Raw genomic sequence first — 24,082 nt, forward strand, 5'->3', positions numbered from 1 at the left:
AGATATCAGACGGTGGGTTGCCACAGCTCCGCTTCGCGCAGTATCGGGTCGTCGCGACGGACGTTCTCGAGCCTGGCGTCGCGCCACGACACGCTGGGCAGTTGCGCCGCATGCAGCAGTGCGCCCTGCAGGCTGGCGCGGGTGAAATCGGCATTGACGGCCTGGAAGTGAGATAAGTCTGCATCACACAGATTGCTATCGCTGAAGTCCACGCCCAGCGACGTCGCGGCATGCAGTCGGGCACGGCATAGCGATGCTCCTTTCAGCGTGACGTGATCCAGCCTGGCAAAGTCCAGAATGGCACCGTCGAGCGATGCTGCGTCGAAACAAGCCTCATCAAGAGTGGCCCGGTACAGCGATATTCCATCGGCCTGTGCATTGCTCAGGTTCAACCCAGACGCCGTGACACGATTGAAACCACACTGCGTCAATACGGCTCCAGCCATCGAGCACATCTCCATTTTGCTGTCCGGTAGAAAAACCTTGTCCCAGCTAGCGCCATCCCATTTGATGTCCTGGAATATGCATTTCGACATCCAGGCTTCCTTGATGATGGCGGTATGCATCGTGCAACGGTGAAAAGTACTGCCTAGCGCTGCCAGGCGCGTCATGTCCGTCACATGAAAATCACATTCGTCCCAGTCACAATCCTGCATCCATATGTGGTCCAGCTTGGTTCCGCGCAGCGAAGCGTGCCTGGCTGTGCACTGGGTAATAATGGCCTGTGTGAGTACCGCCGCATCCAGGCAGACATGGTCCAGCGCACAGTTGCTCAGGGCGCAGCCTTGCAGGTTGGCACCAAGCAGTTGCGCTCCACTTAGATCCAGCCCTGTCAGACGCACGCCAGACAAGTCAGCCTGGCGCAAATCAGCGCCCGCCAGCGCGCTACGCTCCAGACGCCCCCCATTGCGCAGGATCTCCAGCATGGTCTGCACACTGCGCGCTTCAGCCACGGTCATACTCCTGTAGCAGCCGACAACGCGTCATGAGCGACTGCTCAAGCTTCAGACCCTGCACCATGGCGGTGCGGGTCTGAAATGCGTGCAGATTGGAGCCGGTCAGGTCGGTATCCACCAGTGTGGCCTTCCGCGCCGAAGCATGCATCAAATTCACGCCCCGCCAGCTTGCCTGCGCAACGCGGCTGTCTGTGAAATCAGCTGAACGCGCCTTCATGCGCCAGGCATCAGTGCCGGTCAGGTCACAAGCCTTGATAAAGGCCCTGTCCAGGCAGGCTTCGCGCAGATTGGCACGCAGCAGCGAGCTGTCTTGCAGACTGGCATCTGCCAGATTGGCGCCTTGCATATTGGCATCGCTTAGCTGTGTGTCCAGCAAGGTGCGTAGCCCGGGCATATTGGCTCCATCGAACTGCACGCGCGATGCCTGACATGCCTGCAAAGTTGTTCCCGTCATGTCGGCCGTGGAAAACAGCGTACCTTCCATTGCACACTGGAGGAAAACCGCAGACTCCAGGCTGACCGCACTGGCGTCCATGCCCACCATGCGACAATTTCTGAACTGGCAACGTTTGCCGCTGGCTTTTTTCAATATGACTCCGGGAAAATCACACTCATCGGCCTGAGCGTCAGACCAGTTGCTTGCTTCAAGATTGGCATAGTCCAGCGTGCACTCCGCTATGCGGGCGTGCTTGAGATCCATGTGCTCCATGCGGGCGTTACGAAAAGTGCAGGCCTTGATCTGGGCGGACTCACAATTGGCGCCCGCCAGGACGGCCTCGTCCAGGTCGCATTTTTCCATTTGCGCTTCAAACAGTCTGGCTCCGGAAAGCACCGCATTCTTCAGCGAGCATGTCCGCAACACAGCTCGCGTCATATCGGCCCCACTGAAATCCAGCCCATTCAGGTCCAGCCCTTCAAGCTCCGTCCAGCCTAGCGACTCCTTACCAGCCAGCCGTGCGCATACCTGCTCCCGGGTCAGCCGCTCACGCGGGCCTTCAGGCGCGTCAGCCATATCGCCATACATGAGTGCCAGCGTTTCCCGCAACTGCGCGTCGGACTCGGCCTTGGCCTGTTCGTGCGAAGCTTTGATTTCGTCTGGCAAGGCGTCCATTTCCTTTTCAAAGGCCAGATAGTCGTCGATGGCTGCCTGCTTGCCTGGATGGCTGTCAGGCAGAAAGGACATGACCTTCATCATGTCCATTCCATCATCAGGCATGTTCTGCGCCTTCAGCTTCATATCGTCCAGATCTAGCCCAATATCCTCGAGGTGCTTGCGCGCCTCGGACTCTCCTGTCGCGAATGCTTCATCGATATACGCTTCGAGTGCAGCGGCAAAACCGGCGGCATTGTCAGGCGGCTTGAATGGCAAGTCACCCTCATCGGGCACGTTCGAATACTTGCTTTTCATTTCCTCCAAGTCCAGGCCAATATCGCGAAGGGCACTGGCTGCCTCCTCCTCGCCTTCCTGCATGGCCTGGTCATATTTATTGTCTATGGCATCGGATAAGGCCTGTGCTTTTTCCTCATACTGCTTGCGCATGCCCTGAACCAGTTCCAGCGACTCGGGATCCGCTGCAGGTACGACACTGGGAACCACCGCAGCCTGCTCCAGCTCATGCCGCCATTTCTGCGACCAATGCTCAAAGGACAAGGGATTCGACGACAGGTTTTCAATGAATACGGCCAGGCCAAGCACATCTTTGGCGTCTTCACGACTGACCTCAACCTGGGCACGGTAAAGCACAACAATGCGCTCGTCGTTGGGAAACAGCCATACCGTGTCCAGGTCCATGCCCAGCTCCATATGCCTGTCAGGATTGCCAGCCGTACGCATCAGCAAACGAGGCCGCAAGCCCGGGAGTTTGCCGCGCACCACACCCTGAGGATGCATGTTTTCCACATGCCACGATTCATCACCGCGCCAGTAACCGTCCTGGCACTGCGCAGCGTCGAAACGGTCAAACCAGCGCACATCAGTATCGTCCGGCAGCCACGGCAGGCGTTCCTCCATCCAGCGGTTATCCAGCGTGCCGAGCCACTGAAGGCGATGTTCGCTGGCCACAGGATGAGCACCCAGTGTTGCCGTGCGAGGCTGGTCAGAAGGCGTGAGCACGGGTGCAGCCGGCCATTCAATATTGGGCAGCGGTTGATTCTCGCCTGCATTCGGATCGGGAAAATAACCGCGCCCATAGGGGTTATAAGGCCAGTCCGGTCCACCGTAGGCACGCGCCAGCCCAATAGGCATACGTTCAAAAGGCTTGGGAGCACTGGTACTCCAGCCTGTCACCCCCTTTATCCAATAACGTTCCCCTTGTACCAGCAGATGGCTTTTCTGCTTGCCCACACCGGCACGGACGGTCAGGCCCGTAACCGCTTTGCCCGCAGGAGCGCAAGCGCTACCCGCCACGCCGAAGCCGCCACGATTTTTTTTCTCGCCTAGATCGAAGAGTTCGTCGGGGAACTGTGACACCAGCCATTTCCAGGCATCCTGCTCTTTCAATCGCTCGTGTTGACTGTCGCAGGCAAAACCTACGGTAATCGTCAGCATGGGCTTGCCCGCCAGGCTTGCATAGCCCAGCATCAGCATGGCATCTTCTGGTTTATGGATATGCACGCCTCTTCCCCTTAGCCCAGCTTTATCAGCTCGCCTTCCACTTCGACGGAGCCTCTTCCTTGCAGAGATGTCACAGTTCCGGCTATCTTTATTGACCCCGCAGGATTCATATCCATTTCTGTGACGCCACTTTTCACGCTCAAACCTGCATTACCGCTAAGTGACAATGTGGACGTGGCAGAAACAATGGTTTTGTTCCCGCATAGCGTCGTTCCCGCAGCATTAATGGAAAGCTTACAACGTGCACCTGGAATTACGTATCCAATATCCACATTGGGGCTGTCCACGTTGTAGTGCACATACGCGTTGGTGTCGTATTTCAGCGTCTTATGTGTAACTGTTTCTGTATAGGCATTTTCTTCTTTGATGAACTTGATCACTTTCCTCGTAATCGCGGTCTTGTCATTGTTAAGTTCTGTACGTCGCATGATCTTGATGTCTTTACTCGGCCCGGCCGTGTACTCCCGACCACCACTAAAGGTGAGGCTATACTTGATTCCAGCAAATACCTCTGTACTTACTCCGAAGGTCACGGACACATCAAGCCCTTCCATAAGCTCTACTTTTCCGCCTACGTAGTTGCTTACATTGACTGCCATCGTATTTTCAATAACGGCATGCCCATTAGGACTACTCTTTTCCCAGTCCACCAAGCTGGAAATCTTATCCGGACCTCCCGCACATATCGTCAATTTGTTAGGTACTTCTATCAATATGCTTTCGCCGGAATAGATCTCTCCGTTTTCGGACGTAGCCAGAAGGAAACCTCTCTTTCCCTCCTCTTCTTCCGGCGCCCCCAGGTTCAGTACGGCATCCGAAGTAGGCGCCGAGATAGTCACACGTGTCTCGTCAGCCTCATAACCCTCGGGATTATTGCCGTCCTCTGATGACTCCTCTCCTTCTTCTTCACTGGAGGCAAGCTGTACGGCTGAAGCACCATCCAGGAAAGTAAAACCAGCCCCTCCGGGCGTACGCACTACATGCTCGCGGGAATTGTTCTGGTTGACGACACTGGGTGCTTCGGCGTTGGGCAAGGACCCGACAATGACCGGCATGTCGGGATCACCATTCAAAAAGGCAATCAGTACTTCCGTGCCCTCGCGCAGCGGGAAATGCATGCCAGCCGCCGTCAGGCCTTTCTGGGATGCACCGGCCGCGTATGGTGTGCTCAAACGCAGCCAGGCGGAGTTGCGATAGCTGTCGTAGCGTTGCCGCGTAAAGGCCAGCCTGATCTTGTAGCGCCCCTGGTCATCGGGTTGGGCATAGCGCTTGGCGCCTGCCTTGTCATCCATATCGACAAAACCCGACATCAAACGCGTCACGCGCGGCACCGGGGTTTTGCGCGCGGGCCGGAACTGTATGGGGTCGTCCTGCTGTGCCTGATCACGCCAACGAGGCAAGGCGGTAAAGCGCGCCAGGTAAGACGGCGTTTCACCGCCTGGAGCGGTATCCAAGGTCTGCGTTCCTTCGTGCTCAACCTGCACGATGTAATACTGGCTGGAATCGGCGGCTTGTTGAAACACTGACACGGCCAGGAAGCGGCCCGCGGTCACACCAGGGGTGCGTGCATCGCCCCGAACACCCAGGCTCTGGCAGGCAAGTTCCTGGGCGCGCCAGCGTGCCAGTGTGTCGCCCGGCACGCCGTTAGCGCCACCGCTGTCGCCATCCAGGACGGCAAAGTGGTCGGCCGCGCTGAAGATTTCACCCTGGCCCGAATGAGAAGCTGGCACGTCAGCCCCCGCCTGCAGATGCAAGAGCGTGTTCTCGGGCTCGTGCAGCGCACGCAAGGACACCGCAGCGGGACGCATGGTCACTCTTCTGTCCATGCGGGTCAGCACTATATGGCGTGTATCGGGATCGAGCACTCCCTTTGGATAATAGATGGCGCTATCGACCTGTGCTGGCTGCTGGGATGCATCGTTCGCAAAGACGATGGACTCACGATCTTCGCCCTGTTCAAACCAAAAATACACTCCGTAGTACTCCAGCTTGCGCATCAGAAAGTCAAGGCAGTTTTCCTCAAACTGGCACACAAACGGGCGACGCATGGACGAGAGGTCCTGCCCCTGCACCGCAATACGGTAATCATAGGGAGCATCATCGTTATAGTATTTTTCGGTCAACTGGCCCTGCCGCAGCAGGCTCTCGATCAGGTCATCAAGCTGCTGGTCCAGATAGATGTCTGACCACTGGCGCAGAGCCAGGCGCGCCAGCCTTGGTTCGAGGATAAGCTGGTAATAGTCATACACTTCATCATGGCCATGTTCTGCACCCTGGGTGATGATGCCATGCCACCTTGCAACAGAGCCGTCGGGTCGGCGCAGGCGGAGCGTAGCCGGCTTGTCGAGCAGGTTCTCGAGCGGCAGATCGGCACTGCGTACGGCGATGGTGATTTCAAAACGGTAAGGTCGTGAAACCGCCTCGGTGCCACGCCATTGCGTCACCAGGATATCTTCTCCCGCCAGCAACTCTTGAAGTGCCTGGCACTGCAAAGCGTAATCGAAAGTGTTGTCAGTCATGACGCGGCTTCCTTCAGTTCATCGTCTTGCTCAGGCACCAGAGCCTGCGCATCAGCACCCTGCGGCTCAATAAGCCATTCGCCCTCTCCGGACGGACTGATGTGCAAGGCCCCCAAGTCACGCCCCTCTGCCATGGCCGACAAAATGACATCAGACAGCGCAGGTGTAAGGCTTTTAGCGAGGATGAAGTCGATATTGCGGGCACCGCTGTCCACTTCGGTGCATCGTGCGGCAATGGTTTCCGACACGTCGCCCGCAAAGTCCAGCGTGATGCGGTTGGCGGCGGCCAGGCGTTGCGCCAGCCGACCCAGCTTCAAGTCGACAATACCCTTCAGGTAGGCTGGCGGCAGTGTGTAATAAGGCACGACCGTCATACGGGCCAGCAGCGCCGGCTTGAAGTATTTGGCCAGCAAAGGGTGTATGGCTTCCGATACGGCGTCGGGCTCGGGCCGCTCTTCACGAGTCAGGTTCTGGATTTCATCTGTGGCCAGGTTGCTGGTCAGAAACACCACCGTGTTGCTGAAGTCTATGATGCGACCTTCTCCATCAGACAAGGTACCCTTGTCGAACACTTGATAGAACAGGTTGAGCACATCGGGATGTGCCTTTTCCACCTCGTCCAGCAGCACTACCGAATACGGCCTCTTGCGCACGGCCTCGGTCAGAATGCCGCCCTCGCCATACCCCACATACCCCGGAGGCGAACCCACCAGGCGACTGACGGTGTGCTTCTCCTGGAACTCGCTCATGTTGACCGAGACCAAAGACTGCTCGCCGCCAAACAACTGGTCGGCCACAGCCAGGGCCGTTTCTGTTTTACCCACACCCGACGGCCCCACCAGCAAAAAGATGCCCATGGGCTGGCGCGGATCGCGCAAGCCGGATTGCGCCGCCTTGACGGCGGCCGTGATCTTGTCTACCGCATGATCCTGGCCTCGTATGCGGGCCTTGATGTTGTCGGCCAAAGACAAGATGCCTCCGACCGCGTCGCGCTGCATCTTGCCCAAGGGCACACCCGTCCAGTCCGATACCACGCGAGCGACCGCATCGGGGTCTGTTTCGATAAAGATCAAAGGATCGCCGTCTTGAAGCTCGGCCAGCTTGTCGCAAGCCATCTTGAGCGTCTCCCGCAGGCTGGTATCGTCGGGCGCATCGTCAATTTTCCTGCGCAAGGCAATGACCTCATCAACGGCCGTCTTCTGAGCCTGCCAGCGCTCATGCAAGGCATCGTGCCGAGCCTGGACATCGTTGTTCTCCTGGTCAATAGCAGCCAGCCGTTCGCTGTGGGCATCCGGGTTGTAGCTAGTCTCACGCTGCAAGGCCACACGCTCCCGTTCCAGGCCTGCCAAGTGACGTTCAAGCCGCTCCAGCTCCGCCGGTTTGATGCCCATGCCTATACGCACCCGCGCCGCTGCCGTGTCAAGCAGGTCGACAGCCTTGTCGGGCAGCAGACGGCCGGTGATATAACGGCTGGCTAGCTCTGCAGCGGCGACAATGGCATCGTCGCGCACAATGACGCCATGGGCGGCTTCGTAATTATCTTTCAGGCCGCGCAAGATCTGAACCGCCGTCGCAACATCGGGCTCGTCGAGTTTGACCACCTGGAAGCGTCGGGCCAGGGCCGGATCTTTCTCAAAGTATTTCTTGTATTCCGACCAGGTTGTCGCCGCTATGGTGCGCAGCTCGCCACGCGCCAACGCAGGTTTGAGCAGATTCGCGGCGTCACCGCCTCCCGTCTGTCCGCCTGCGCCTATCAGCATATGCGCTTCATCGATGAACAGGATGATGGGTTGGGTCGATGCCTTCACTTCATCGATCACACCACGTAAACGCTTTTCAAATTCTCCCTTGACGCTGGCACCCGCCTCGAGCAGGCCCAGGTCGAGGCCCAACAGGCGCGTACCACGCAGGAACTCCGGGACATCATCCTGCACTATACGCAAGGCCAGGCCTTCAACCACAGCCGTCTTGCCAACGCCGGGTTCGCCAACGCATATCGGATTATTTTTGCGGCGCCGGGCCAGAATATCGACCATTTGTCGGATCTCGGCATCGCGCCCGAACACCGGGTCTATCTTGCCCGCTGCGGCCTTGGCCGTAAAATCTTCACAAAACTGGCTTATGGCTTCTTCACCTCGGGGCGCCGCGGCCCCTGCACCTGGCGGCCTGTCCCCGCTATGCAAGTCTACCTCTGGCGAACCAGTCGTAATGTCATCGAAATGGCTGGCCAGGGCTTCTCGCGATACGCCACGTAAAGTATCCACCCATTGCGTACCGGCACCGTAATAGCTCAGCCGCGCAACCAGCGCCAATAACAATGCCCCGCTACGCACCCGGCTTTCGCCCAATGTAATGGAAGCGACCAGCCAGGACTCTTGTACCCACTCAGTCAGCAGACCGGAAAACACCGGCCTTCCCGGATTGCCGTTCTTCAGTTGTGCAAGACTGTCGTCAAGCTGGGCCGACAAGCGCAGCGGATCGACATCGAAATGTGCCAGTATGCGCCCCGCGTCGCTGCTCACGTCATCCAGCAAACGACGCAACATATGCTCGACACTGATTTCGTAGTGGTTACGGGACAGCGTCAATCCGGCGGCGCCTTCCAGCGCGGCCGAACAATAGGGGTTCAGGCGTGCGAACAACGGTTTGAGTTCTACGAGCATCATGATGGGACTCTCTGGTTTTGTAAGTGTTTCTCAAGATCAACGAGCGGCAGGAAAATTTCATCTGCCGTACGACCAGGCGAATTTTGAGCTCCAGCATCAGCTTCTGGCAGCCAGGTATTCAGGCCCAGGCTATGCCAGCCCCCGCCCAGTGCGGCAGCCTCGCGTTGCGCTGGTTCTACACGCAAGCCCAGCACACAGGCTATGGGGCTTTGCACATAATGCGTAACGGCCTGCGCCACCCGCTTGTACAAGTCTTTCCCCGGAAGCAGGCGTTCGAACACCGAGGCGGACAAGGGGCCCGCATGTATAAGGGCTTGCCCGGTGCACTCGGCGACCTGGCTGCCCAGTTGCACGTCGTTGCCGAGGCTGCAGGCCAGCACGCCCAGGCGGCTGCGATCAGATGCGGGAATAGATACCGTACGAGGCACGCATGGCTCAACTGAAACGGGCAAGCCGTCTAACAGTCCCGATACGAGGGCCTGCAGGCCCAGCGCAGAACGTGGGTATTGATTGAAGTTGCCCGCATGGGGCAGCAGCGCACGCAGATCGCGCGATGGCGTTGCTCCCGTGTCGCGGTGCAAGCCCAGCAAGGCCATCAGTTGATTTAATCTTGTGCCATCCTTCTGTTCCAGCACGGCTAGCCAGATACGATTTTTTTCCCAGGCCTTGAACAGCATCGGATAGAGCACTGCGTGCAGGATGTCGAGGAAATCCCGTGAGTTCGACGTACCCAGCAGTTGCTCTTCGATCAGATCTTCGGTGTAGAAGGTAGGCAGGGGCGAAGTCACCCCGTACAGGCCGAAGAAATTGGCGGTGATGCGCAATACATCGTCTTGACGCACGATGTTGTCTATATCTTGCTCGGGAAACGAAAGACTCAAGGCCGGGCGTACACGCACGGATCGCTCAAAAGCCTCTTCGCCCAGGTACAAGCGCAACAAGCGCAACGCTTGAAAGAAAGCGTAGCGAGACCCTTCAGCCAGCAACGGCTCTATGCTCGCTACAGAAGGCGATAGCGACCGGTCTTCGCGGGCCATTTCAAGGTCTCTCCGTTTACTGTGTCTACCAGCGTCAGGGCGCTGAAAGTATTAAGGGCCACCGTGCCAGCCAGCAATTCATCCAGCACCGTACCGAACAGGAACATGCTGCCCACGCCGGGAAAATGATCGCCCTGGCATTTGATTGTGACCTCGCTGCCCTGCACCGGCATGCCGCGCACCATTCGGCGTACAGGCTCAACACCAATGCTTTCTATGGACGAGATCATGCGCCGGGCGGCGGCATGGCGTTGAACACTGGACTGCCGCGATGGCAGGTACAGGGACAGCAGATCTTGCAACTGGTTATCGGTGGCCAACGACAGATGGTTGGCATTCAAGTGCGACAGCACTCTCCAGAGCAACGCACTGTCGAAAGTCGGCGGGCTGTAAGGCGTTACCCCCAGAATATTGCGAAAGGCTATGCGCGGCGGCGATTTATCAGTAGGCTCGCTGATGTCACCCAGTCGCAGGCCTTCGGGTAAGTGGCCATGTGTGCAACTCAGGCGGGCTGAAAGCGTGAGTGGCTGGGGGTCAGCTTGCGGCACGTAGGGCAGGCTCAGATAGTGGTCATAACCCCGCCCCAGGGCCGAGGGGCGTATGCGCAGGTTATAGCTGGTGCTGTCGTCGCCACGGAATGCAGAAAACGAGTGGTATTCCTGCTCTTGTCCGTCGGGCGATCGGGCCAGAACCTGCTTCACTGCATAAATCTGTTCAGCCTGGCGGTTGCTGCGTGCAACAGGCTGGATTTTGTAATCGGGCTGGCGGTGATCAACGCGTATCGGATGGGCATCGACATTGACCAGATTGGCTGCCGGCGTGGCATTCATCACAAAGCTATCACGCCCCACGGACGGTGCCCAGTCAGGAACATGGTCAAACAAAAACTGAACCGAAAAATCACGGGCGACAGATCGGCCAGGCCAGCGCGAAAATCCCGACAAATCAATGAACAGCAGTTTTTCAGGCAAAGCGAAATATTCGTGCAGAATACGCCAGGCTGGGTGTGCATTACCCGGCCAGGGCAACAGGCCCAGGTCGGGGTTCAGCCCTGCTGGCTTGATGCATGAAGGCGGCAAGCTGGCAACAGGGCCGCCTTCGGAAGAAATGCGTACCTCCCGCACATGACGCATGAGCAGCAAGTACAGCCGGGTTGCATCGGCATGGGCACCACCCAGGAAGAAGCGCAGGCTGTCATTTTTCCAGCTTCCTGCCTTGATGCCCGTATAACGCATGCGCAGGCGCAGTGTACGCGCCTGCGCACCCCCGCCCTCCCACACCGCGGCTGTCAATTCAACAGGCTCTATCGTGACGGGAAAAGAAGACCGGAAAACCAGTCGCTGCCCTTCAATCGGCGCGCTTGAGAACTCAGTGTCAGCGGCAACGGTCACGGCCTCTTCCAGCTGCATCCTGGGCTCATATTGCATGATGGTCATGCAGGGCAGCGGGCGTAAAAAATTGGGGAACAGCAGTTGAGCAAGGTTCTGGATAAACTCGGGAAAATCATCTTCCAGACGGTGCCGGATCAAGCCGGTCAGGAAGGCGACACCTTCCAGCAAGCGCTCGACGTCTGGATCGCTCGCGCGATCGGCACCCAGCAAGGGCGCCAGCGCAGGATTACTCTGGGCGAACTCCGAGCCCAGCTTGCGCAGATTGGCCAGCTCTTGTTCGTAGTACCGATTCAGCATTTATTCATTGCCTCCTCAGGGAGACCCTGCCATTGGCCGCAACCTGCGTCGTCAGTCTTACTGGCACTTCGCGGTCGTCGACATTGACCGTGCCGGAAATCGAAAAGGCAAGGGTCAGTACCTCGTCGCGATTGGCGGTAAAGACGATTTGCGGTTGGCGCAAACGGGGCTCGTAGCGCTGGATCATACGACTCATGTCCTGAACAATCTGATCTGTCGTGCCAGTACTGAAGGAGCCTGCCAGGTTAGTAAAGTCAGGTACCCCAAATTCGGGATCCACAGGCACACTACCCTGCCGCGTATTCAGTATGCGGCGCAGGTGCTCCAGTATGGAGTTGACGAGGATTTCACTACGGGAATTTTGCCCCCGCCCACCCTCGGCACCCAGACTGGAGATATGTTCCAGAAGTCGACACTCGTTCATGAGAATGGAAGCGCGGCAAGCCGCGCCCCTTGTTCCTTGTCAGCTTACTTGGGAGCCAGCCATGAGTCCTCGGCTTCGATGCCGTCGGGCTCCCATGTCCAGACAATTTTTTCGTAAGTCAGGCCCACATCTTCCATATGCCCCATCTGACGATTGTCCGGATGCAGACAATTGGGCACCCATAGGCGCGTACCAACGATCACGGCCTTTTCCAGATGAATGGTGTAGTACTTTTCTTCAGTACCCTTGGGACTGATGCGGTAGAACTCCAGATCGACCGTCTTCATCTGCTCACCGGAGCACAACGCCTGGTAAAGCTTGGGAGACGACTTGTCGATCTCTTTGGTCAGCGTGATGCCCAGGTGCTGGCGCTTGCCGGAGGGAAGGCCGCTTTGTGGATTCTTGGGCAGCTCGATATGATGTTCAACGGCTTGCACGAGGACTTTTCCTTCGTGGCCGGATACTTCGCAGGAGCCTTCGATTTTTCCTTGATTCTCACCTTCCAGAGTGAGGTAGCACGGCATTGGCATGATAAACTTTCCTTGCAGTTAATGAGTTGAAATGCAGGTACTGCTGAAGTCCCGGTGACGTGCGGGTGGCACCCTGCGCGCCACCGGGCATAGTTTGTGGGTCAACCTTTATCAAGCTTGCCCACAAGCGAAAGCGTGAAAGAAGCCCCCATGTACTTAAAGTGCGGGCGCACCTTCAAACCTACGCGATACCATCCCGGGTCGCCTTCCACGTCCGAGACTGTCACTTCTGCCTGTCGCAGCGGCCTCCTGCTGCGCACGCCGGCGGCCGGGTTATCCATGTCGGCCACATACTGGCGTATCCAGGTATTGAGTTCGGTCTCCAGGTCATTGCGCTCCTTCCATGTACCGATGTTTTCGCGTTGTATGACCTTGATGTAATGCGCGAGCCGGCTGACCACAAAGATATACGGCAGTTGCGTGCCCAGCTTGTAGTTCAGCTCCGCCTGCTTGCCCTCGGGGTTGTTGCCGAAGAACTTGGGCTTTTGCACCGAGTTGGCCGAGAAGAACGCGGCATTGTCCGTGTTCTTGCGCATGGTGAGCGAGATAAAACCCTGCTCGGCCAGTTCGAATTCACGACGCTCCGAAATCAGCACCTCGGTCGGGATCTTCACTTGGGCTTCACCCATGGCTTCATAGTTGTAGACCGGTAAATCACCCACCGTACCGCCGCCTTGAGGCCCTATAATGTTCGCGCACCAGCGATACTGCGCAAAGCTTTCAGACAGGCGGCTGGCAAAAGCGAACGCTGCATTGCCCCACAGGAAATCTTTGTTGCCACCGCCTACATCCTCGTTGTAGCGGAACTTCTTGGTGGGCACGGTTTCATCGCCATAAGGCACACGCAGAAGAAAATTCGGCATGGTCAGGCCGACGAAACGCGCATCCTCCGACTCGCGGAACGCATTCCACTTCGCATACTGTGGCCCTTCAAACACCGCCGACAAGTCCTTCAGGTTTGCCAGATCCGAATAGGAATCCAGTCCGAAGAACTGCGGTCCAGCGGCAGCGATAAAAGGAGCATGCGCCATCGCGGAAACACTGGCGATCGACTGCAGCAACTTGATATCCTGGCCGCCAGGGCCAAAATCGTAGTTGCCGATGATGGTTCCTATGGGTTCGCCGCCGAACTGTCCGAATTCTGCCGTATACACCGCCTTATACAATCCGGAGCGTGTAACGTCCGGCGCATCTTCAAAGTCGGCCAGCAAGTCTTCCTTGGAAACGTTCAGGATTTCAATGCGGTTGTTTTCGCGAAAATCCGTACGGTCGACCAGGAACTTCAGTGAACGCCAGGACGATTCCATTTTCTGGAATGATTCCTCGTGCATGATGGCATCGACTTGCTGGCACAATTTGCGATCCAGGCCTGCAATCATTTCGTCGATCATGCCCTGGCTGACTTTTTCCTTGGCCCGGCTCGGTTCCAGCAGCTCGGCAACAAAGGCTTCCAGACCCTGTCGCGTCATGGAATAAGCATCATCGTCCGGCCTGATGCGTGTGGACTCGATCAGTTGATCAATAAGCGAGCCTTCGGCCTGTGCCGCCGGCTGGGTCGAATCCTGTTGTGCTTGGGTGTTCTCGCTCATGTAGCTTACTCCTTGCCTTGCGCATCAGGGTCGGCGTCTTGCACGCCAAGTTCACCTAACAGGCGCTCACGGGCACCTTCATCCTGGATCAGGGCCTGCAGCTTTTTACGAAACTCGGGCAGGTTGCCCAAAGGCCCTTTCAGCGCCTTGAGTGCTTCACGCAGCTCGACCAGCTGACGCAGCTCCGGCACCTGCTCCACAATGGCGTCTGGCTCAAAATCACGGATATTTTCAAACTTGAGCGTGACCGGAATCTGCTCATCCTCGACAGGCTTATCCGACAAGCGATTGGGTACGGCCATGGTCAGGCCCAGCCCTTGCCCCTTGAGCACATCATTGAAGCTGTCCTTGTCCACTTGTATGGGCTTGCGCTCGTCCACCGGGGTCTCTGATTCTTTCTGCGTGAAGTCGCCAATGACGAGCTGCTTGAGCGGGAGTTCTACTTGCTCCTGGGCGTCACCGGTGGATGGCTTATATACAATGTTTACACGTTCCTTGGGGGCTACAGATCCTTCTTTGGCCATTTTCCTCTCCTTGGGACTGAATGAAATCAGTCAACGGTTGATTGCGACAGCTGCCACGCAGCCTGAACATCGACACGGGACAAACGTCCCAGCATGGGCACTGCGGGTGCGGCACCGTCGGTACGGCGCCGCAGTTCGATACCCGCCGCCAGTTCCAGTGCCTGCCGGGCCAAGTCCGGTTCCCAGGTGGATAGGTGATGGATGTCGAGTTCTTCTATCAGCGGGGCGATCACGGCCCGCATATCAGTCTTGACGTCAAATCGGTGTATCAGGTGGCACTGAGCCAGTCGCAGCCTAAAGCTCGCCCGACGGCTTTCTGCAGCGCGCACCGCTACCTGTAACTGCGACAAGGCATCCTCCAGCTTTCCTGCGACGGCCTGGCCTTCCGCCTCATGCGCCAGGGCCGTGATGGCATCACGCTCAGATGTGGTGCTGCCCGAATCGCCGGATGCCTGCAAAGCATCGAGCCATGCTTGTGTGGTCGGGTCTGCAAAAGCCTGGCCATCGCTGAAAGTCAGCTCCGTGAGTCCGGGGAGCCGGGCCATGAAGTGCGTCGTCTCTAGCGCAAGAGACTCTGCGGCCTGGCTGGCTTTCAGCTGTGTCAAAGCCATATGGCTGGCACGGCTCAAATCCAGCCAATACGGGAAGGACGCCAGGCGTGCCTCGGCATAACGAATAATGGCCTCCGGCTCGCCCCCTTTCAGTACCTGCCCGAAGGTATCGATCAACTGCCCAGGTGGCGGCGGCAGGCGAGTGCTGCGCCCTTGCGCGGGAGGTAACTGCTCGAGCGCCGTCCAGGCACAAACACGATTCAAGCGGAACAACATGGGCGCAGTAACCCGCTCCTGCATCAGCCATGACACCAGCGGATGCAGGCTGCCAAGTGCGTGCTCGACTGCGCTGGCGGTATCGGCCCCGTTGTCCGGCATTTTGACTGCAGCAGCCTGCAACGCGGGCATGGCTGTGCTCGATGCTACGGGAGCGTTTGAGCTTGTCGATGCGAGCTGAGACTCGACCGGCGCAGTCGGCTGGGCAGACTCGGCCGAATCGGCGACCTGCTCTACCGGCAAACGGCGCATGATGGCACTGAGCCCATAGAACGCCGGAGCTTCTTCATCACGGCTTTGCCATGCGGCGTCCAGCGCGTCCCAGTCCTCCAACATTTGAATATGCTGTTCAGAAGGCATGGCCGACATCTGCATGATGGCCTGCTCATCCAGAGCTGACGTCAATTGATCCAGCAGCCACTGCATCTGATTGCGGCGCCCACGCAAGCGGGACGCCGGAGGCGACATATCCTCCCAGTAAGTCTCGACCAAGTCACGCAATATGTGGACACCGTCTGCCAGACCCGACAAACCATGCTGATAAAACAGCGCCGTCGCAAGCCAAGTGGCAACCGCCAGGTCCTTGCCCTCGTTCTGCAGTACGGTCGCACTCAATCTGGCGACAACTGCCCATTCAATGCCTTGCCCGGCATGCAAATCTGTCAACCTGTCCAGTTGAGATTGCAACTTATCGAAGCTTTCTCCATCGCGTGGATTCATGCCGGCAGGCTGTGAAGCACTGACGGGTACTGAACCCAGATTACGCACGGAGGTGTTTTCAGACACGATGTAACGCCTTTTTCATCTAAAGGAGTGAAACTTCAAGCTGCATCGAACGACAGTCCAATACTGAATTTCCACGCTTGAACGAATACTAGAGAAAAAAACGTTAATAAACTGTTGAACCAAAATCCTTTTATTTTGTGTGCACTTACTCTCAATTAACGATTTTTAAACGTTCAAGGGTTTCCCCTAGATAGGGTTTACTCTTTCGTAAATTAATGTTTTCATTCAAAAGATTTAGCAAATAAATGCAGTAATAATCATTGCTTTCGCTCGCAAGAGTCCATGCTTGAAAAAGGGTCTGGTGCCCCACCCCATGCAGGCCTCTCAGGAACTTCATGCATCCAAGTTTGACTCGGCCCATCCAGTTACGATTACTCGGGGAATTCGATGTCGCCGTGAACGACATCAGCGCTACACGCAGAATCAGCTACACCAAGCCCAGGCTCTTGCTAGCCATCCTGGCAATATCACAAGGCAAACCCATTGCTCGCAGCAATCTGGCCAATATGTTGTGGCCAGCAAGCCAGCAGGACAGCCGTGCCAACTTGCGGCATGCTTTGTTCGTGCTGCGTCGTCTGTTCGAATCGGTTCCCGACATCTGGCTACCTAGCCGTCACACACTGGCCCTCAACCCTGATGTCATCATGGTTGACGCCCTGGCCATAACAGGCGGCTATCGCGACCTGAACTACCGGGACCGCCTGGACTACGACCGCGGCAGCTTGCTCGAACACATGGAGCTTCCAGACAGTTCGGCCTTTACGACCTGGCACAATAATTGGCAAGCACGCATCGAGCGCGACATTGCTGAGTGCCGCGAAAGACTGATTGGCCAGCTCATGGACCAGGAAGAGCACGAACAGGCCGTCAGGCATGCCAAGCGTTGGGTACAGCAACATCCGGCCGACGAAAGTACACATCGTCATTTGATCCGCTTGCTGCGTGATACCGGTAATGACGAAGCTGCCCTGCTGGCGCTGGAACACTGTCGACAAATGCTGCGCGAGCATCACAACCAGGAAGACCCTTCCGAACAGACACTCGCCTTGCTGCATCGAGCAACACCCACCGTCACCGCGACAGCAAGCAAGCCCGATCCTGCCTATGCGCTCGTACCGACACGCGAGTATCGCCCGCTGGCACTTCTTGGTGTCGCCATCATGCTGGACACCGTGGACGTTGAGCGCGACAACCCTCTGCAAGACCTTCAAGTAGCCACAGACCGCATACGTTCCAGGGCCGAAGCTGCCGGCGGACAGGTGCAACCTGGCCTGGACGGCAGTCTGTTGATTATTTTCGGCTTTCCCGCGTTGGCGGAGAGGCCCGCGCACTTGTGTGCCCGCCTGGCTTGCGCGCTGCGCGAATCGGTATTGCCCGATGGCATATACATGGGCATGGGCATACACGCCGATGTCGCGATGATGCATTCATCCGATCTTGCAAAGATAGTCCGGCCACTCAGCCAGCATGCCATGAAGCTTGCTTATCTGGCTGAGCCTCATGAAATCTTGCTTACTGCAAGTACGCGCGATCGCATTGTCGGCCAGTTTGCCGTGCACTACGAAACACGTTATGACCATGAGCTATACGTATTGGACGCCCAACGGGATGTGCGCCCTGTAGAACGTATGTTCGGACGGATGCGCGAATTCGATACGCTGGTACGATTTTGGGCAAGATTACCCAAGGCACAGACACCTACCAGCATGGTTGTGCGCGGCGGCCCCGGCGTCGGCAAGTCTTTACTCGTCAATGTAATGGCAGAATATGTTCGACGTACCGGCGGCGATATACGCAAGTTGTACAGCGAAGAAGGCTATGAGGCTAAGCCATTCCATCCCGTGCGCAGCCATTTTGCCGCAGAACCGTCATCCGCTGTCAGCATCGAGGCCCACCAGAATACGCGCGCCGGCATGATGGAGACTTTGATCTCCGCCTTGCTGCAACGATCCCGCCCAGATACAAGCTTGCTGATTATCTGGGAAGACCTGCATTGGGCCGACCCATCAAGCATCGCGCTGATCACTGCTTTGCTGCAGCGTACACAGGCTGCGCCCACTCTTGTCCTGATGTCGACGCGCAATGAGTTCGAAATTCCTGATAGCTGGAATGAGCTCCAACTAATGCCTTTGGATCGCCGGGCAATGGCCGAGCTGGTCGTACACCGGTCCCGTAGCCATCACCTTACCGCGCCACAGCGCGACCAGATCGTAGAGCAGGCTGACGGCATACCCTTGTTTGCTGAAGAAATTGTGCGCCAGGTTGCACTGGGCGCCGAAATCGGCACGACCCCAGTCATTCTTGATTTAATCGCCGCACGTATTTCAGCACTAAGCCCCGCGGCAAGACAACTCGCACAGTTTGCGGCAGTGGCGGGCAACATAGACGACAGTTTGCTGACCCATGCCTCCCAGAAGCTGGACGTCAACCCAAGACAAGTGCACACTCTTATGACGCAATTGCGTCAGCATGGTCTGGTCGAAGACGGCATGCCGACTCGTTTCTGCCATGATTTGACACGGGTTGCGGTCTACCAGACCATGGATCCGGTGCAGCGTAAGCAACAGCATGCAAATGTGGCTCAGTTTCTGATTCACCGTGATGCTCAGCAAGCCCAGGCCCAGGCGGTATGCATTGCCCAGCACCTGGATGCCTCCAGACATCCGGACGCTTGCCACTGGTGGTGCGTTGCGGGGCGTGACGCCTTGGCGCAAGCGGCCACCAGCGAAGCCCAAACAATGGCCGACCGGGCACTGGACGCACTGGAACGGATTCCCGATGAACGCAGGCGTCGAAAAGCGGAGTTTGAATGCCAGTTGCTACGCGGTTCCATATTGACTCTGCTCAAAGGCGGCGGTGCGTCCGAAACATCACAAGCATACGAGCGCGTGGTCGAACTGCATCGGAAAGATGATGACCCCGACATGCAGTTCCAAATGCAATGGGGTGAATGGGTTGTTGCGTTCAACACTCAGGCCCATGCCATTGCCCTCGGACTGGCCGAGAACCTGATGCAGCATGCGGAGCAGCGCAACTCGGATATTGTGCTGGGCTCTGCGCAATACGCAGTAGGCCAGACACGCTTGTTTATGGGCGATGCAGCGCGCGCCGAACGCTGGCTACGTACTGCTTTGCACACGTTGGGCAGACGTGCAGTGGCCGGCCACCACATGACAGCCTGGGGTACGGAAACCGCACATTCGGCACGCGGCATGCTGGCGTGGGTACTGGCACTGCAAGGGCGCGACGACGAGGGCATACGAATTGCTCAAGAAGGCTTGGCCGGACGTGATGAGTCCGTCCAAATGCCCAGCCGCATCTTATGCCAGGCCGTCTTGTGCGAACTCTACCGCCTGCAGGGCGACGTCGACAGCACACAAGCCGCCGCCCGGACACTCAAATCCACCACCCAGGACACCAGCCTGGTTTTCTGGCGAGCACTGGCCGATGGCATGATGGGGTGGACAGCAGCGCATCGCGGCGATCAGCGCGGCCTGCACGCCATAGAACACGCAGTACAAGTTGCCAGCCGGGCCATGCCGGTATGGCAATCTCCACTAGAGCTGTTGTTGGCCGATAGCCGAAGCTCTCTGGGTCAAACAGAGCTGGCGCTCGAAAGCATTGAGCGTGCCGGCTCTCTGATTGAACACTACGGCACTCATCTGATACGAGGCGCCTATCTGTGCCAACGCGGCACGGCGCTGGCTGCGACAGGCCAATCGAATGGCGCCATTTCATGCTGGCAGCAAGGTATTGTCGAAAGCCGACGACTAGGCTTGTCGGTGTATGCGCGACGTGCTGAAATACAGCTCAATGCGCATCTGCATGCTGCCTGACCGGGCTTGGCGGGTTAGTGAAATACCTGCTCGTACCAAGCCAGCTCCGCAAATTGTGACTATAAATTACAAGAAAGAAACTACCGGTGCGTGCGCGAAGCGAATGTTGTACCGTTTACTTACACTCAAGCAAGCTGAGGCCACATGTCCAATGCTATGATTATTAAAGAAAAACAGCACAAAAGCACAAGCCATTTCAATGATTCCACCAAGTTACCAGACCACCGCCAGCAAAATACCCCTTGAATTTTTATCACAATGCAGCATATACTGGCCCGCTATTCGGTTGCTGTTTATGTGTTGCATGCTGGCTCCTGCCAGCCTGCTTGCCAATAGCTTGAGCAACTACCAAGATGGCACATTCTCGGCTCAAGTCACATTGCAAGCATGGCCCGAACACCAGGCAGCACTCATTCCCGAACTGGAACAGCTCGGCGACCAAAAGATACAGTCTCTGCTGGAAGATGCCGCCAAACAGGCGCAGGCCAACTACCTTGCACAAAAGTATCGGAAAAAAACCAAGGACGTCCGCAAGTTCGTAGACCTTGCATGGTCTGAGGCCGACAGGCGCAATGGCGATATCAAGCCCGAGCTGCTTATCGCCATTATGCAAAAAGAAAGCTCTTTACGCCCAAAAGTACAGAGCCGCTATGGTGCTCAGGGTTTGATGCAAGTAGTTCGTCGCTGGCATCGTGAAAAGCTGCACCCCTCTGAATCACTTTTCGATCCGGCTGTCAATATTCGCGTGGGCACCGACATTCTGGAAGAGTACCTGGCGTCAGCCGGAGGCAGCCTGGCCAAGGCCTTGATCAAGTATTCAGGCAACGCTCGCGGCTACAGTAAGAAAATTCTCAAAGAATCCCATAAGCTTGCCCGGCTGGCTGATCAAGCCACGATCAACTCAAACACTGCACAAGCGCAGACGGAGTCAGATGCCGGGTGATTGATACCCGGCATCGCCAACAGCAATGGCTACGCTATACCGCCTGAAGCGTTTGCTTCAGGGCGGGATCAGCCGCAAGCACCTATGGCACCGCATACGGTGCAAAACTCGCAGCCGTCCTTCTTGATGACGGCATGATTGCCGCATTCGCCGCAGCGCTTGCCCACCATGGGTTCAACCGCCACGGCCTGGCTGGCGGGTTCCGCAGCCACGACTCCCATGGCCTTGATGGGCATGCCTTCCTCGGTCAGGATGCCCAGCATTGCATAGCGATGTATGACCAACTGCGCCACATACGCCACAGTAGACGGATAATTGGCCTGTCGCTCGGTGCCTGGCACACGCGCCAGGAAATCCCCGCGCGGTTCGGCGTAGTTCAGCAGCTTGCGCAGCTTCATGCCTATCCATGCCGGGTCTATTACCCGCATATCCAGACTCAGCAACTTGCACAGCCCATCGAGCGCACGTGGGTGCGCACCCGTCAACCACATGCTGTAGGGCCGACGGCTGCCATCGGGCATTTGCAGCTCTTTCAGCATCAGCACGAAGTCGTCATCAGTGGACGGATTGCGGACATCGGCCACCCAGGCCAGCGTGCCGTCAGCACCGGTTTTGGGCTCGTGTGGCGCAAACAAGGCATTGAGCACCGGAGAAGGATCGTTGCCGGTGGAGTCCAGCGCACCGAGGTCGTTGTAGCGCCAGTCGACCAGGCGAGCTAGGGCTGCCGTTGCGCTGGGCACCTGCACACGCTCGCCATTGGGTGGCATGGGCATCTGGAAACCATCGCCATAGGCATGCGCCAGTACAGAAAGCTTTTTGCGCAGCCAGCCGCGGTCGTTGGCACGCATGTCGGTGGACAGCGTCTTGGCAATGGCATCCAGTCCACGAGGCGGCTGTCCGCCCAACACCCATACCTCGAAAGGTACGCGATCTTTATCGGCCACCACCACCGCGAACTCACCCTGGGGAGTCTGTATGGTCTCGCTGACCCACCCCGATGCACCGGCTGGAAGGCCCGGGCGCGATGGCCAGCGCAGCGATGCCAGCGGCGGCGATTTGGCAACTTCAGTCAGTACCAGACGCTTATCTTGCTCGGACAAGGTAATGGGCTGTGGCGCGCCGTCCTGGCTTTCGCCTGGCACCGATAGCACGGCACCCAGAATATTGTTGGGGCGATAGGTGGTAATACCCTTCAGGCCTTTATGCCAGGCCTGCATATACAGATCTTTGAAGTCGTCGTAAGGGTAGTCTGCTGGCACATTCACGGTTTTGGAAATGGCTGCATCTACATAAGGCGCCACGGCGGCAACCATCAGCATGTGATCAATGGCGGAAATTTCAAGGGCCGAGACGAAGAAATCCGGCAAGGCATTGACATCGCCGCCCATGGCCCGGTAGACGCGATACGCGTGATCTTCGACCGTGTAGTCTTTCTTGCTGCCGTCCGGCATGCGCTTGCTGCGCTTGTAAAACCAGGAAAATGCAGGCTCGATGCCATTGGAGGCGTTATCGGCAAAGGCCAGCGATATGGTTCCGGTAGGAGCGATGGAAGTCAGGTGGGAATTGCGTATGCCATGCTGGCGGATGGCTTGCTTCAGCTCATCGGGCAGGCGCTGGGCAAAGTCACTATGCAGATATTCGTCTGCCTGCAGCAACGGGAAGGCGCCACGCTCTTGCGCGAGCTCTACCGAGGCCTCGTAAGCAGCGTCACGCATCTGGCGAGCGAGCTCCGCAGCCAATTGACGGCCTTGCTCGGAGTCGTAACGCAGCCCCAGCATGATCAAGGTATCACCCAGGCCTGTAAAGCCCAGACCCAGGCGTCGTTTGTCGTCCGCTTCGCAACGCTGTTCTTCGAGTGGCCATTTGGTGGCGATCAGAACATTATCGAGCATGCGCACAGCCAGTTTTGTCGCCTTCCTCATTTTTTCGAAATCGAAAGCTGCGGCGGTGTTGAAAGGCGACACAACGTAGGAGGTCAGGTTCAGGCTACCCAGACAGCAGCAACCATAGTCAGGCAGCGGCTGTTCGCCGCAAGGGTTGGTGGATTCGATTTTTTCGCAATACGCAAGATTGTTTTCTTGGTTGATGCGATCCATATAGAGCACGCCTGGTTCCGCTGCAGCATAAGTGCTTTGCATGATCAGATCCCAGACCTCTTGCGCCCGCACGGCCTTATAGACCCACAAGCCATCATCACGCAAATAGGCGCCACCTTCCTTCAATTCCTGGGTAGGTTCTGCCACATGAGCCAGCTCGAACATGCCGTCAGTTTCAACAGCCTTCATGAACGCGTCGGTGACTCCGACCGATACGTTGAAGTTGTTCAACTGGCCGCGCTCTTGCTTGGCCGTAATGAACTCCATGATGTCAGGATGGGTGACATTGAGCACTGCCATCTGTGCGCCACGGCGCGACCCGGCAGACTCGACCGTTTCGCAGGAGCGATCGAAGACGCGCATATAGGAAATTGGCCCCGAAGCGCTGCTGCCCGTACCTTTTACTCGGGCGCCGCGCGGCCGGATGTCGGAAAAGTTATAACCCACACCACCACCACGGCGCATGGTTTCGGCGGCCTGTGCAAGTGCTGTGTAAATACCGGGCTTGCCGTCGACCTCTTCGGTGATTGAGTCGCCCACAGGCTGTACAAAGCAGTTGATGAGAGTGCTTTGCAAATCGGTGCCCGCAGCGCTATTGACGCGGCCTGCGGGAATAAAGCCATTTTCCATGGCCCACAGGAATTCCTGGGTGTATTGTTTGCGCAACTTTGCAGGTTCGACGCGAGCCAATGCTTCTGCCACGCGGGCCCGCACTTGTCCGATATCGGACTCGTCCCCTTTTGCGTATTTTTCTATGAGGACTTCAGTGGAAATAAGTTGGGGTTCTGCCAGCGCAATGGCGGCGCTTTCCAAGTGTTGCATGATATTTCCTAGGTACTTTGGGTGTCAGTCTAACAAGATATCATACTGAATTTGCAACGCCTTTGATTTGCATTAAGGGTCGCCGTGAAGGCCCCGGACAATCTGCCAGCAAGCCATATATCCCCGGACAAATACGGCCGTCCCGCGATGGCCCATACATAAAGAACCGCTTTCGCGCACATCTGGGTATAAAGCCATTTTAAAGACATGGCTTTTTAAACTTTA

Annotated in this window: 14 protein-coding genes; 2 read left to right on the plus strand and 12 right to left on the minus strand. The window is 57.2% G+C overall.

Translation table 11 applies throughout. From position 1 onward, the window contains the following. Positions 1-5: 5 nt before the first annotated feature. From ERD84_RS00805 to tssA, 11 genes are all read right to left on the minus strand, one after another. Positions 6-953, minus strand: coding sequence for a pentapeptide repeat-containing protein (locus ERD84_RS00805; RefSeq protein WP_167667204.1), 948 nt, complete (start codon positions 951-953; stop codon positions 6-8). Further along, entirely contained in the window at positions 946-3,570 is a 2,625-nt protein-coding gene (locus ERD84_RS00810; protein ID WP_130037323.1) for a DUF2169 family type VI secretion system accessory protein, read from the minus strand. The genes ERD84_RS00805 and ERD84_RS00810 overlap by 8 nt, the downstream gene beginning before the upstream one ends. Before the next feature lie 11 nt (positions 3,571-3,581). Continuing rightward, positions 3,582-6,089 (minus strand): type VI secretion system Vgr family protein, encoded by a 2,508-nt coding sequence (locus ERD84_RS00815; RefSeq protein WP_130037325.1) that lies wholly within the window; start codon positions 6,087-6,089, stop codon positions 3,582-3,584. After that, positions 6,086-8,755 carry a type VI secretion system ATPase TssH gene (gene tssH / locus ERD84_RS00820; protein WP_130037327.1) on the minus strand — a complete coding sequence of 890 codons (2,670 nt, stop codon included), beginning with the start codon at positions 8,753-8,755 and terminating at the stop codon, positions 6,086-6,088. The genes ERD84_RS00815 and tssH overlap by 4 nt, the downstream gene beginning before the upstream one ends. Continuing rightward, positions 8,752-9,792: a type VI secretion system baseplate subunit TssG gene (gene tssG / locus ERD84_RS00825; protein WP_130037329.1), complete on the minus strand. Its 1,041-nt coding sequence runs from the start codon at positions 9,790-9,792 to the stop codon at positions 8,752-8,754. The genes tssH and tssG overlap by 4 nt, the downstream gene beginning before the upstream one ends. Further along, positions 9,756-11,480: a type VI secretion system baseplate subunit TssF gene (gene tssF, locus ERD84_RS00830; protein WP_130037332.1), complete on the minus strand. Its 1,725-nt coding sequence runs from the start codon at positions 11,478-11,480 to the stop codon at positions 9,756-9,758. The genes tssG and tssF overlap by 37 nt, the downstream gene beginning before the upstream one ends. 4 nt (positions 11,481-11,484) lie before the next feature. After that, the gene (gene tssE, locus ERD84_RS00835; protein WP_130037334.1) at positions 11,485-11,904 is read right to left on the minus strand and encodes a type VI secretion system baseplate subunit TssE; all 420 of its coding nucleotides are present in this window, start codon (positions 11,902-11,904) and stop codon (positions 11,485-11,487) included. A gap of 44 nt (positions 11,905-11,948) precedes the next feature. Then, positions 11,949-12,434 carry an Hcp family type VI secretion system effector gene (locus ERD84_RS00840; RefSeq protein WP_041682713.1) on the minus strand — a complete coding sequence of 162 codons (486 nt, stop codon included), beginning with the start codon at positions 12,432-12,434 and terminating at the stop codon, positions 11,949-11,951. Positions 12,435-12,535: 101 nt separating this feature from the next. Next, complete coding sequence (gene tssC, locus ERD84_RS00845) at positions 12,536-14,023, minus strand: type VI secretion system contractile sheath large subunit (RefSeq protein WP_130037336.1); 1,488 nt, start codon at positions 14,021-14,023, stop codon at positions 12,536-12,538. Between the two features lie 5 nt (positions 14,024-14,028). Beyond that, on the minus strand, positions 14,029-14,547 hold the full coding sequence (gene tssB, locus ERD84_RS00850) for a type VI secretion system contractile sheath small subunit (RefSeq protein WP_130037338.1): 519 nt from the start codon (positions 14,545-14,547) through the stop codon (positions 14,029-14,031). A gap of 26 nt (positions 14,548-14,573) precedes the next feature. Continuing rightward, positions 14,574-16,160 carry a type VI secretion system protein TssA gene (gene tssA / locus ERD84_RS00855; RefSeq protein ID WP_130037340.1) on the minus strand — a complete coding sequence of 529 codons (1,587 nt, stop codon included), beginning with the start codon at positions 16,158-16,160 and terminating at the stop codon, positions 14,574-14,576. A gap of 335 nt (positions 16,161-16,495) precedes the next feature. Here tssA and ERD84_RS00860 point away from each other — a divergent pair, with 335 nt between their 5' ends. Beyond that, entirely contained in the window at positions 16,496-19,996 is a 3,501-nt protein-coding gene (locus tag ERD84_RS00860; RefSeq protein ID WP_130037342.1) for an ATP-binding protein, read from the plus strand. A gap of 304 nt (positions 19,997-20,300) precedes the next feature. After that, complete coding sequence (locus ERD84_RS00865; protein ID WP_130037344.1) at positions 20,301-20,939, plus strand: lytic transglycosylase domain-containing protein; 639 nt, start codon at positions 20,301-20,303, stop codon at positions 20,937-20,939. A 68-nt stretch (positions 20,940-21,007) separates the two neighbouring features. Here ERD84_RS00865 and ERD84_RS00870 read toward each other — a convergent pair whose 3' ends face one another. After that, on the minus strand, positions 21,008-23,857 hold the full coding sequence (locus tag ERD84_RS00870) for an adenosylcobalamin-dependent ribonucleoside-diphosphate reductase (RefSeq protein WP_130037346.1): 2,850 nt from the start codon (positions 23,855-23,857) through the stop codon (positions 21,008-21,010). Positions 23,858-24,082: the final 225 nt, after the last annotated feature.

Source organism: Pollutimonas harenae (assembly GCF_004153685.1).
In the GTDB taxonomy this organism is placed as follows: domain Bacteria; phylum Pseudomonadota; class Gammaproteobacteria; order Burkholderiales; family Burkholderiaceae_B; genus Pusillimonas_C; species Pusillimonas_C harenae.

Bases quoted from the DNA above. Each gene is read 5' to 3' on its own strand.
- ERD84_RS00815 (WP_130037325.1), bottom strand. From the start codon at position 6,089: ATGACTGACAACACTTTCGATTACGCTTTGCAGTGCCAGGCACTTCAA.
- tssH (WP_130037327.1), bottom strand. From the start codon at position 8,755: ATGATGCTCGTAGAACTCAAACCGTTGTTCGCACGCCTGAACCCCTAT.
- tssG (WP_130037329.1), bottom strand. From the start codon at position 9,792: ATGGCCCGCGAAGACCGGTCGCTATCGCCTTCTGTAGCGAGCATAGAG.
- tssF (WP_130037332.1), bottom strand. From the start codon at position 11,480: ATGCTGAATCGGTACTACGAACAAGAGCTGGCCAATCTGCGCAAGCTG.
- tssE (WP_130037334.1), bottom strand. From the start codon at position 11,904: ATGAACGAGTGTCGACTTCTGGAACATATCTCCAGTCTGGGTGCCGAG.
- ERD84_RS00840 (WP_041682713.1), bottom strand. From the start codon at position 12,434: ATGCCAATGCCGTGCTACCTCACTCTGGAAGGTGAGAATCAAGGAAAA.
- tssC (WP_130037336.1), bottom strand. From the start codon at position 14,023: ATGAGCGAGAACACCCAAGCACAACAGGATTCGACCCAGCCGGCGGCA.
- tssB (WP_130037338.1), bottom strand. From the start codon at position 14,547: ATGGCCAAAGAAGGATCTGTAGCCCCCAAGGAACGTGTAAACATTGTA.
- ERD84_RS00860 (WP_130037342.1), top strand. From the start codon at position 16,496: ATGCATCCAAGTTTGACTCGGCCCATCCAGTTACGATTACTCGGGGAA.
- ERD84_RS00865 (WP_130037344.1), top strand. From the start codon at position 20,301: ATGCTGGCTCCTGCCAGCCTGCTTGCCAATAGCTTGAGCAACTACCAA.
- ERD84_RS00870 (WP_130037346.1), bottom strand. From the start codon at position 23,857: ATGCAACACTTGGAAAGCGCCGCCATTGCGCTGGCAGAACCCCAACTT.